Source organism: Acidovorax delafieldii 2AN, assembly GCF_000175235.1.
Classification (GTDB): domain Bacteria; phylum Pseudomonadota; class Gammaproteobacteria; order Burkholderiales; family Burkholderiaceae_C; genus Acidovorax; species Acidovorax delafieldii_B.
In genome coordinates this window covers 1-9,925 of sequence record NZ_ACQT01000134.1, presented here as the reverse complement: position 1 = coordinate 9,925, position 9,925 = coordinate 1, and the positions used below count along the sequence as shown (strand labels likewise).

Annotated in this window: 10 protein-coding genes and 2 pseudogenes; 10 read left to right on the top strand and 2 right to left on the bottom strand. The window is 63.4% G+C overall.

Translation table 11 applies throughout. From position 1 onward, the window contains the following. Positions 1-292 precede the first annotated feature (292 nt). Complete coding sequence (locus ACDELDRAFT_RS14945; protein ID WP_005798261.1) at positions 293-778, top strand: hypothetical protein; 486 nt, start codon at positions 293-295, stop codon at positions 776-778. 241 nt (positions 779-1,019) lie between these two features. Here the strand turns inward: ACDELDRAFT_RS14945 and arsA are convergent, their stop codons facing one another. Continuing rightward, positions 1,020-2,777: an arsenical pump-driving ATPase gene (gene arsA, locus ACDELDRAFT_RS14940; protein ID WP_005798260.1), complete on the bottom strand. Its 1,758-nt coding sequence runs from the start codon at positions 2,775-2,777 to the stop codon at positions 1,020-1,022. A 90-nt stretch (positions 2,778-2,867) separates the two neighbouring features. Between arsA and ACDELDRAFT_RS14935 the strand changes: the two genes are divergently transcribed. The 7 genes and pseudogenes from ACDELDRAFT_RS14935 to ACDELDRAFT_RS14905 all read left to right on the top strand — a co-directional run bounded on the left by ACDELDRAFT_RS14935 (position 2,868) and on the right by ACDELDRAFT_RS14905 (position 7,637). Further along, the gene (locus ACDELDRAFT_RS14935) at positions 2,868-3,191 is read left to right on the top strand and encodes an ArsR/SmtB family transcription factor (protein ID WP_005798258.1); all 324 of its coding nucleotides are present in this window, start codon (positions 2,868-2,870) and stop codon (positions 3,189-3,191) included. Positions 3,192-3,205: 14 nt separating this feature from the next. Continuing rightward, positions 3,206-3,691: pseudogene (locus ACDELDRAFT_RS14930) on the top strand (ArsI/CadI family heavy metal resistance metalloenzyme); the annotation flags it as partial. 105 nt (positions 3,692-3,796) lie between these two features. Further along, positions 3,797-4,282 (top strand): arsenate reductase ArsC, encoded by a 486-nt coding sequence (locus tag ACDELDRAFT_RS14925; RefSeq protein ID WP_040329389.1) that lies wholly within the window; start codon positions 3,797-3,799, stop codon positions 4,280-4,282. An 8-nt stretch (positions 4,283-4,290) separates the two neighbouring features. Next, positions 4,291-5,373 carry an ACR3 family arsenite efflux transporter gene (gene arsB, locus ACDELDRAFT_RS14920; protein ID WP_005798255.1) on the top strand — a complete coding sequence of 361 codons (1,083 nt, stop codon included), beginning with the start codon at positions 4,291-4,293 and terminating at the stop codon, positions 5,371-5,373. 296 nt (positions 5,374-5,669) lie between these two features. Beyond that, positions 5,670-6,860, top strand: a complete 1,191-nt coding sequence (locus ACDELDRAFT_RS14915; protein WP_005798254.1) for a tyrosine-type recombinase/integrase — start codon at positions 5,670-5,672, stop codon at positions 6,858-6,860. Positions 6,861-6,939: 79 nt separating this feature from the next. Beyond that, a pseudogene (locus tag ACDELDRAFT_RS14910) lies at positions 6,940-7,306 on the top strand (type II toxin-antitoxin system RelE/ParE family toxin). Beyond that, entirely contained in the window at positions 7,299-7,637 is a 339-nt protein-coding gene (locus ACDELDRAFT_RS14905; protein WP_005798251.1) for an XRE family transcriptional regulator, read from the top strand. Before ACDELDRAFT_RS14910 ends, ACDELDRAFT_RS14905 begins: the two are co-directional and overlap by 8 nt. Before the next feature lie 49 nt (positions 7,638-7,686). Here ACDELDRAFT_RS14905 and ACDELDRAFT_RS25135 read toward each other — a convergent pair whose 3' ends face one another. Then, a complete protein-coding gene (locus ACDELDRAFT_RS25135; protein ID WP_198403253.1) occupies positions 7,687-7,884 on the bottom strand; it encodes a hypothetical protein in 198 nt (65 codons plus the stop codon). Here ACDELDRAFT_RS25135 and istA point away from each other — a divergent pair. Together istA and ACDELDRAFT_RS14895 are read left to right on the top strand one after the other, a co-directional pair. Beyond that, positions 7,883-9,415: an IS21 family transposase gene (gene istA / locus ACDELDRAFT_RS14900; protein ID WP_005798247.1), complete on the top strand. Its 1,533-nt coding sequence runs from the start codon at positions 7,883-7,885 to the stop codon at positions 9,413-9,415. The two genes, ACDELDRAFT_RS25135 and istA, sit on opposite strands and share 2 nt — an antisense overlap. Further along, positions 9,408-9,925 (top strand): ATP-binding protein (locus tag ACDELDRAFT_RS14895; RefSeq protein ID WP_005798246.1); only part of this gene is annotated, 518 nt, incomplete at its 3' end. The genes istA and ACDELDRAFT_RS14895, both read left to right, overlap by 8 nt.

Sequence of the window (9,925 nt, the reverse complement as noted above, 5' to 3'; positions counted from 1 at the left end):
TCGGGGCATCGGCATGGGTAGTTTCTCCTGAGGTAATGGTGGCCGGGCGCCACGACTCGCGACACCTTAGCGTGCGCAGGGCGGGGGAGTTGTCACCACAGGTAACGGGGGCGGAAAGCGGCACCCAGGCCTGCAGAGCTGTTTTTGGTGAGCCGTCGGCGTGTGCGCCATGGGTTGCGGCTCGCGCCAGCATGAGCAAGCCCCGGCGCCAGGGCGTGGGGAGCGGCGCCAGCGGGTTCCTGCGCGCCTGTCCTACAGCGGGGTTGTTGTCGGGCAGCACACACTTGCGGTGATGAAATCGGCCTTCAAGCTCTCTGTGGTGCGGTCCGTGGTTGCGGGCTCGCTGGCCAGCGTTTTCTCGGCCGTGGCACTGGTGCTTTGCGGGCAGCGCGAGACCGGCAGCCCGGCCGCCACCCTCAATGCGGTCAGCCACTGGTGCTGGCGCGAGGAGGCCCTCTATCGCCAGGGGGCCGATGTCCGGCACACGGTGCTGGGTTATCTCATCCACCACGGCGCTTCGGTTTTCTGGGGTGCGCTGTTGGCCTGGGCCCTGCACGGCAAGCCGGCCAGCAAGCCTGCGCATGTGGCGGTTGCAGGCATCGCCACCAGCGCAGTGGCCTGCTTCGTGGATTTTCGTCTCACCCCTGAGCGGCTCACGCCGGGTTTCGAGCACCGCCTCTCGCGTCGTTCCCTGGCGGTGGTGTATGGAGCTTTTGCGGCAGGGCTTGCGGTGGGTTTTTTGCTCATGGGGGGGCGCAAGGCACGCGATCGGGCCTGATGCGCCGCAGGCCGCGCCACCACGCCAATTTCTGGCATCTGCACGCTGCGGTCGGTCATGCGGTGGGCTTTGGAACGTACCCTTGCGGTCAGCGGAGCCCGAGCGACGGGACGCGCCAGTCGGCACCTGGCCACACAGTGCGCCAGCAAGCGCCTCGCCATACAGGTGCGCAATTACTCCGTCAGCCGCGCAATCGAGCGGACCGAGCGGACCGAGCGGGCTTGCCCGGTGCGCGCAGGCGTCACCCCAGCCGTGCCAGGGCGTCCGGCCCGATGGGCGGCTCAGCCGTCCAGGGCACCACGGTGATGGTGTGGCTGGTATGGGCCGCTACGCGCGCCATTTGCCGGCGTTCGCTGTCCAGGCGTGCCTGCAGCAGGGGGTCGGCGGTGCCCGTGGCCAGCAGCGATTTGTTGACTACCCAGGCAAAGGGCTCGATGTGGGCCCGGCGCAGGTCGTCCTGCAGCGCCGCGGCCTGCGACACGGGGGTGGCCTCGGGCAGCGTGACCAGCACGATGCGGGTGTAGTCGGCATCTTGCAGGCGCATCAAGGGGGTGACGATGCGTGCGGCCCCCTTGCCTTCGAATTCGCGCAGCATCTGGCGGTGGTAAGCCCCCGTGGCATCCATCAGCAGCAGCGAATGCCCGGTGGGGGCGGTGTCCAGCACCACGAACGCGCTGCGGGCCTGCGCCACCACATGGGAAAACGCGTGGAAGACGGCCACCTCTTCGGTGCAGGGCGAGCGCAGGTCTTCGATGAGAAGCGCTTTTTCGTCCTCGGTCAGCGTGGCTGCGCGCGACGCCACGATCTTGTCCACGTATTTCTGGGTTTCCACCTTGGGATCGATGCGGCCCACGCTGAGGCCGGGGATGTCGGCGTTCAACGTCACAGCCAGGTGCGCGGCGGGGTCTGTGGTGCTGAGGTGTACCGACTTGCCGTGGCGCACCAGGCCCAGCGCAATGGCGGCGGCAATGGTGGTCTTGCCCACCCCGCCTTTGCCCATCACCATGATCAGCCCACGCTCGCCCTGGGCCAGTTCGGCCACCAGTTCGGCAAGCCGGTGGTGCGCGGGGTCGGGCGAGGGGGGCGCCACGCTGCCTGCGGCTGGGGCGGGGCTCGCGGACAGCAGGGCCCGCAGCGCGGGCAGGCCCACCGAATCCACCGCCTTGAGCGGAATGCGGTCGGTGGCCAGCTGGCGCAATGCGGCGGGCATTTCATCGAGCGCCTTGTGCCCCAGCGCCTCGATCGCGGTGCCAATCGGGTCTTGTGCATTGCTGCTCTTGAACACGGCATTCACCACGAGACGCTGGTGCGTCAGGCCCAGCGCACGCAGTTCCTCGCAAGTGCGGGCGGCCTCATCGAGCGCGCCTTTTTCGGGGCGGGCCACCAGCACCACGGTGGTCAGCGTGGCATCGTTGAGCGCGGCCAGCGCTTCGTTGAAGAGCTGTTCCTGCATCTTCAGGCCCGAGTGCGGGCCCAGGCATGAGGCGCCGCGGTCGTTGCCGTCGAGGAAGCCGCTCCATGCCTTGGGAAGGCTCAGCAGGCGAAGGGTGTGCCCGGTGGGCGCTGTGTCGAAAATCACGTGGTCATACGTATTGCCGGCGCGTGACAGCAGGCTGGAAAACTCGTCAAACGTGGCGATTTCGGTGGTGCATGCGCCAGACAGCTGCTCGCGCACCGTGGCAATGTCCTGCTCGCTCGCCTGCGGCCCCATTTGCGCGATCACGCGGGCCCGGTAGTCCACCGCGGCGGCCTCGGGGTCGATGTTGAGCACCTGCAGTCCCGGTACGCCTGGTACGGCCACGGGGTGGTTGCTCAGGGTGATGCCCAGCATTTCGTCAAGGTTGGAGGCCGCGTCGGTACTCACGAGCAACACCTTCTTGCCGCTGTCGGCCAGCGCAATCGAGACCGCCGTGGATACCGAGGTCTTGCCCACGCCGCCCTTGCCTGTGAAGAAAAGGTATTTGGTGGGGTGGTCGAGAAGTGCAAGCGAAGAAGGCATGGTGTTTCTGAGCGGTTTGGGAGCGGCGAATGGCAACAACTATAAAGCCCGCACTTTACGATAATTCAATAATCGTTGTATAGTTGTTGCATGCGTGAAATCGATGCCGTCCGTTCGCTTGCCGCCCTGGCCCAGGAGGTGCGGCTGCGTGTGTTCCGCGCACTGGTGGTGGCGGGGCCCAGGGGGCTCACGCCCGGCGCGTTGGCCGAGCAGCTCGAGGTAGCGCCCAACACGCTGTCGTTTCACCTCAAAGAACTCACCCACGCGGGCCTGGTCACCCAGGAGCGCCAGGGGCGCAATCTGGTCTACCGCGCCTCGTTCGACGCCATGAACGAGCTGCTGGGCTTTCTCACCGAAAACTGTTGCGAAGGGGCTGCCTGCCTGGCGCCCGCAGCAACGTCCTGCGATTGCTGAAAAAGGAAAACACCATGAAGAGATTCCACGTCCACATGCATGTCGACGACCTTGCCAAGAGCATCGCGTTCTATTCACGGCTTTTTGCAGCCGAGCCCGTGCGTGTCGAATCCGATTACGCCAAGTGGATGCTGGATGATCCGCGTGTCAACTTCGCGATCTCCACCCGGGGCAGCAAGCCCGGGCTGGATCACCTGGGCTTCCAGGTGGACGACGCGGCCGAACTGGCGCAACTGAAAGCACGCGCGGAGTCGGCCGACATGGCGCTGCTGGACGAAGGCGCCACCACCTGCTGCTATGCCCGCAGCGAGAAGCACTGGATCACCGATCCGCAAGGCATCGCCTGGGAGCATTTCCATACACTGGGTAATATCCCTGTGTTCAATGAAGCGAATGGTGCACCAGCCGCAGGCGCCTGCTGCGCCCCGGCACCCGCCCGCGAGGCAGGGGCACCGGCATGCTGCGCCGGCGACTCCGGTAGCGCCAGTTCAACCTGCTGCGCTCCCGATGCGGCTGATGCACGTTCGACCTGCTGCACGCCCGCTGCCGCAGAGAAATCTGCTTGCTGCGCGTCCGTCCCCTCCACCGCGGCCACCAGCAAACCGCTGAATGTGCTGTTCCTGTGCACGCACAACTCTGCGCGCAGCATCCTGGCCGAGGCACTGCTCAATTCGATGGCCCAGGGCCGCTTCAAGGCCTATTCGGCCGGCAGCAGCCCCAGTCGGGATCAGCAACCCCATCCCCTGGGTCTGCAGCTCCTGCAGAAGGCGGGCATCCCCATCGAAGGGCTGCGCAGCAAGAGCTGGGACGAGTTCGCCCAGCCCGATGCTCCGCACATGGATCTGATCATCACCGTCTGCGACAACGCCGCCGGCGAGGTCTGTCCGATCTGGCCCGGCCATCCTGCCACGGCCCACTGGGGCTATCCCGATCCCTCCCAGGGGGACGGGACCGACCAGGAAAAAACCGAAGCCTTCCGCAAGACCCTGCACATGCTCCACCAGCGCCTGGAGCTTTTGATCAACCTGCCCAGCGACAAGCTGGAGAAGGCAGTGCTGCAAACCACTGCCCGTGATCTGGCCACGCGCTGAAAGCCCCCATGAGCGTTCAATGTGAAACCACCGCCAAGCAAGCCGCCGGCGCGCCCATGAGCGTGTTCGAGCGCTACCTGACGGTGTGGGTATTTCTGTGCATCGTTGCAGGCATCGCCCTGGGGCAGTTTTTTCCAGATGTCTTCCAGGCGGTGGGCCGCATGGAGGTGGCGCAGGTCAACCTGCCGGTGGGCCTGCTGATCTGGGTGATGATCATTCCAATGCTCGTGAAGGTGGATTTCGCCGCATTGGGCGAAGTGCGCAGGCACGTCAAGGGCATCGGCGTCACGCTCTTCGTGAACTGGCTGGTCAAGCCCTTCTCGATGGCTTTTCTGGGCTGGCTCTTCATCCGTCACTGGTTTGCGCCGCTGTTGCCGCCCGACCAGCTTGATAGCTACATTGCCGGCCTGATCCTGCTGGCGGCGGCCCCTTGCACGGCCATGGTGTTCGTATGGAGCAGGCTCACCGGTGGCGATCCGTTGTTCACCCTCTCGCAAGTGGCCCTCAACGACAGCATCATGGTGATCGCCTTCGCGCCGTTGGTTGCCTTCTTGCTCGGCCTCTCGGCCATCACGGTGCCCTGGGATACCTTGCTCACCTCGGTGGTGCTCTACATCGTGGTGCCAGTGTTTCTGGCGCAGTGGCTGCGCCGCTGGCTCCTGAAAAGCGGCCCTGCGGCCCTGGATGCCGCCATGGCCCGGATCGGTCCTTGGTCCATCGCGGCCCTGTTGGCAACGCTGGTCCTGCTGTTTGCTTTCCAGGGCGGCGCCATCCTGAAGCAACCGCTGGTGATTGCCCTGCTGGCAGTCCCTATCCTGATACAGGTGCTCTTCAATTCCGCATTGGCTTACGGGCTCAACCGCGTGGTGGGCGAGAAGCACAACATTGCCTGCCCATCGGCGCTGATTGGTGCATCGAACTTTTTCGAACTGGCCGTGGCGGCAGCCATCAGCCTGTTCGGTTTCAACTCGGGCGCAGCCCTGGCCACGGTGGTGGGGGTTCTGATCGAGGTGCCTGTGATGCTGCTGGTGGTGCACATCGTCAACCACAGCAAGGAATGGTACGAGAGCACATCGGCAAGGACCCTGTGAAGGGCGATAAAGCCGGCCACTGCCAGCAACGGGGTGCGTGGAGGGCAAAAAGACAAAACGGGCCGTGAGGCCCGTTTTGCTTGGTGTTCTGGCGGAGACTGTGGCAGTCGAACCCGGGTTTCACTTTGCGTCAGAAAATCTCAAGAAATCAGAAAATAACCCAATAAAAACAATGGCTTATGCGTTTTGTTGTTTCGCGGGGTTTCTGATGGCATCTCTCAATCTTGTGTTTTTTCCGTATACATTTCCGTATAACGAGGCCAAAATTTGGGTCTCGTCTCCGTCGAACTCCACCCATGGTCAAAGCCAACAAACTCACTCAATTGCAAGCTACCAGGCTCAAGGAGCCGGGCCTGCATGGCGACGGTGCCGGCCTGTGGTTGAAAGTCACCGAAGGGGGCTCCAAGTCCTGGATTCTGCGCTACGCCTTCAACGGTCGTGAGCGCTGGACGGGGCTGGGGCCATACCCCGAAGTCTCCCTGGCCGATGCCCGTGACAAAGCCATGGCCTGGCGTCGTCAGGTGCGCCAAGGTATCGACCCCATGCAAGTCAAGCACCAAGCCGCTGCCGTGGCGCGTGCCGAGCAAGCCAAAACCATCACGTTCGACAGTTGCGCTGAGCGCTATATCGAATCACACCGCTCGGGCTGGAAGAACGCCAAGCACGCCGACCAGTGGACGAACACGCTGCAAACCTACGCAGCCCCCATCATCGGCAAGATGGATGTCGCGCTGATTGAAACCGCGCACATCATGCGTGTGCTTGAACCGGTGTGGCACACCAAGGCAGAAACCGCATCGCGCCTGCGGGGGCGCTTGGAAGCTGTGCTCGATTGGGCCACCGTGCACCGGTACCGCACGGGAGACAACCCCGCCCGCTGGAAAGGCCACCTCGACGCACTGCTGCCCGCACGCTCCAAAGTTGCCAAATCAAAGCACTTTGCTGCACTGCCATGGCGCGACATGAAACCCTTCATGGCCGAGCTGCGCCAGCAAAGTGGCATTGGCGCACTGGCTCTGCAGTTCACCATCCTCACCGCCGCCCGCTCAGGCGAAGTGCGCGGTATGGCCTGGTACGAGGTGGACTTCGAGCACAAACTGTGGACCGTCCCTGGCGAACGCATGAAAGCCGGGAAAGAGCACCGCGTACCGCTATCGGATGCTGCTATGCAACTGCTGGAGTCTTTGAAGGACACCAAGCTGGCAGATACCGACATCGTCTTCCCCAGCACGCGTGACCATAAACCCCTCTCCGACATGACACTCACCGCCGTGCTGCGGCGCATGAAGCGCGACGACATCACCGTGCACGGCTTCCGGTCCTCGTTTCGGGACTGGGCAGCTGAAGCCACCGACTACCCCCAGGAAATGGCGGAAATGGCGCTGGCGCACATTGTGGGCAACAAGGTGGAGGCAGCCTACCGACGCGGGGACATGCTGGAGAAGCGGCGCGCGATGATGCAGGCGTGGGCCGAGCATTCGCTATGAACACAGTGCAGTGATGTTTGATCAACCAGCCCGATATACATTCCCTTGACGGAATATTCCTTGGGGGCTATATTTAACTATGTCTTGGGACGTTGAGTACACCGATGAGTTTGAAGCGTGGTGGGAAGGTTTGTCTGAACAGGAGCAAGTGTCCTTGGCAGCTTCGGTAGCGTTGCTGGAAGAGCGTGGCCCCTCACTCGGACACCCCCCACAGCAGTGGTATCAACGGTTCTCGCCACGGGCACATGCGCGAATTGCGCACGCAGCACGGCGGGCGGCCGTTTCGCACGCTGTATGCCTTTGACCCTCGCCGAATGGCAATTTTATTGATCGGCGGCGATAAGACGGGTGATGACCGCTGGTACGAAGTGCATGTGCCAATCGCTGATCGGTTGTATGACGAGCATCTTGACCAGCTGCGCCGTGAAGGAGAAATAGATGGCTAAGAAGTTTTCTGAATTGCGGGCTGCAATGAGCCCTCAAGCGCGCGCTCAAGCCGCTGAACTCGCGCAAACCATGCTGAACGAAATGCCACTGCACGAGCTGCGCCAAGCTCGGGGGCTGTCGCAAAAGATGCTGGCGGATGTACTGCATGTGCAGCAGCCCTCTATCGCCAAGATGGAAAAGCGCACAGACATGTATCTTTCAACGCTACGCAGCCACATCCAAGCGATGGGGGGCGAGTTGGAAGTCATTGCACGGTTTCCCGATGGGGCGGTGAAGATCAGCAACTTTGCGGAGCTTGGTGCTCCGACACAGGCTGTAATTCAATCGTGAGTGGTTTCCGCGCAAATGGAAACTGCACTGACTTCGGCGCAAAAAACAGTCAGCACCCTGCTGGCCGCGCTGCAATACGCCAAAAATCACCCTGAATCGCCCCGGTTTTTGCAGAGGCTGTTTGGTTAAGTCTGTTGGTGCCGATGCAATCTTGACCAGCTAAACCGCAAAGTGCCAATCCAATATTGACCAGGGTGTTCCACTGACCTGCTGAGAATTTCAGCAGGGGATTCAAGGTGATCACCATGGACATGATTGGCAAGGTCAGGCGCATGAGGCTGCGCGACCAACTCTCTCTCAGCGAGATCGCAAAGCGCACAGGCCTGTCGCGCAACACGGTCAAGAAGTGGCTCAAGGCGCCCGGCGATGTTGTGCCGAAGTACGAGCGGGTGAAGCTCGATGGCAAGCTAACTGCGTTCGAGCCGATCCTGCATCAAGCGCTCACGACCGACAGCCATCGCCCCAAGCAGGGACGGCGCAGCGGCGGAGCTTTGTTTGCTCAGATACAGGCCCAGGGCTATCGCGGCGGCTACAGCGCCGTCACCGACTACATCCGGCGCTGGCGGGTGGAGTCCGCAGCCAGTCCGGCCAAGGCGTTCGTTCCGATGAGCTTCGAGCTGGGCGAGGCCTTCCAGTTCGACTGGAGCGTCGAAGCCATGCTCGTCGGCGGTGTGTTCTACAACGTGCAAGTGGCGCACCTGAAGCTGTGCGCCAGCCGGGCCTTCTGGCTGGTGGCCTACCCCAGCCAGGGCCATGAGATGCTGTTCGACGCGCACACACGCTCGTTCCAGGCACTTGGTGGCGTCACCCGACGCGGCATCTACGACAACATGCGCACCGCTGTGGACAAGGTGCAGCGTGGCAAGCAGCGCACCGTCAACGCGCGCTTCGCAGCCATGTGCAGTCACTACCTGTTCGATGCCGACTTCTGCAACGTCGCCTCGGGCTGGGAGAAGGGGGTGGTGGAGAAGAACGTGCAGGACAGCCGCAGGCGCATCTGGATCGAAGCCGCGACCCGTCGCTTCGGCTCGTTCATCGAACTCAATGCCTGGCTGAGCGAGCGATGTCGTTCGGTGTGGAGCGACACCACGCACCCGATCCATCGGCAGTTCACCGTGGCCGAGATGTGGGAGTTGGAGAAGCCTCACCTCATGTCCATGCCGGCCCCCTTCGACGGCTACGTCGAACGGTTGGCCCGGGTCAGCAGCACCTGCCTGGTGGCTGCCGCTCGCAACCGCTATTCCGTGCCGTGCGAGTGGGCCGGCCACATCGTCAGCACCCGCGTCTATCCCGAGCGAATCGATGTGGCGGCCGCGGACGCCATCGTCGCGAGTCACGCCCGGCTGCCGGGCAGCGGCCAGACCAGCTACGATTGGCAGCACTACATCGACCTGGTGCAGCGCAAACCGGGCGCCTTGCGCAACGGCACGCCGTTCCTGGACCTGCCGGCGCCGTTGCTGCGTTTGCGCCAGTCGCTGCTCAGGCATCCTGGAGGAGACCGGGTCATGGCACAGGTGCTGGCCGTGGTGCCGCAGGCCGGGCTGGAAGCGGTGCTGGTGGCCATCGAGCTGGTACTCGAAGGCAGGACCCCCAGCGGCAGCATTAGCGTGGAACACGTGCGCAACGTGCTGGCCCGCTTGAACAACCCGGCCACGCCGGCGCAGGCGCAGACGTCCTTGCAACTCACCCAGGCGCCCAAGGCCGATACCGCGCGTTATGACCGGCTGCGCCCCACCCACCAGGATCATCTAGGCGGGCAGGAGGTGGGCCATGCGTGAGACCTCCATCGATGTACAGGCCCAACTGAAGGCGCTGCGGCTCAACGGCATGGCCACGGCTTGGGCCGATCTGACGGAGCAAGGCGGCGATACGGCCTTGGCTGCATCACGCTGGCTGGTGGAGCACCTGCTGCAGGCTGAAGATGCTGATCGGGCGATGCGTTCCATCGCCCACCAGATGAAGGCGGCACGCTTCCCGATGCACCGCGACCTGGCTGGGTTCGACTTCACCGTCGCGCCGGTCGACCGCGCGTTGATCCAGAAACTGGCGGACCTCTCGTTCACGCAGGATGCGCAGAACGTGGTGCTGGTCGGCGGCCCAGGCACCGGCAAAACCCACCTGGCCACGGCGCTGGGAATTGCTGGGCTCACCCGGCACGCCAAGCGAGTGCGGTTCTACTCCACGGTCGATCTGGTCAATGCCCTGGAGCATGAGAAGAGCCAGGGCCGTGCCGGACGCATCGCCATGAGTCTGGTGCGCATGGACCTGGTCGTGCTCGACGAGTTAGG

What these genes read in the sequence shown, in the direction of transcription:
- ACDELDRAFT_RS14945 (WP_005798261.1), top strand. Translation starts at nt 293, where the DNA reads ATGAAATCGGCCTTCAAGCTCTCTGTGGTGCGGTCCGTGGTTGCGGGC.
- arsA (WP_005798260.1), bottom strand. Translation starts at nt 2,777, where the DNA reads ATGCCTTCTTCGCTTGCACTTCTCGACCACCCCACCAAATACCTTTTC.
- ACDELDRAFT_RS14935 (WP_005798258.1), top strand. Translation starts at nt 2,868, where the DNA reads ATGCGTGAAATCGATGCCGTCCGTTCGCTTGCCGCCCTGGCCCAGGAG.
- arsB (WP_005798255.1), top strand. Translation starts at nt 4,291, where the DNA reads ATGAGCGTTCAATGTGAAACCACCGCCAAGCAAGCCGCCGGCGCGCCC.
- ACDELDRAFT_RS14915 (WP_005798254.1), top strand. Translation starts at nt 5,670, where the DNA reads ATGGTCAAAGCCAACAAACTCACTCAATTGCAAGCTACCAGGCTCAAG.
- ACDELDRAFT_RS14905 (WP_005798251.1), top strand. Translation starts at nt 7,299, where the DNA reads ATGGCTAAGAAGTTTTCTGAATTGCGGGCTGCAATGAGCCCTCAAGCG.
- istA (WP_005798247.1), top strand. Translation starts at nt 7,883, where the DNA reads ATGGACATGATTGGCAAGGTCAGGCGCATGAGGCTGCGCGACCAACTC.
- ACDELDRAFT_RS25135 (WP_198403253.1), bottom strand. Translation starts at nt 7,884, where the DNA reads ATGGTGATCACCTTGAATCCCCTGCTGAAATTCTCAGCAGGTCAGTGG.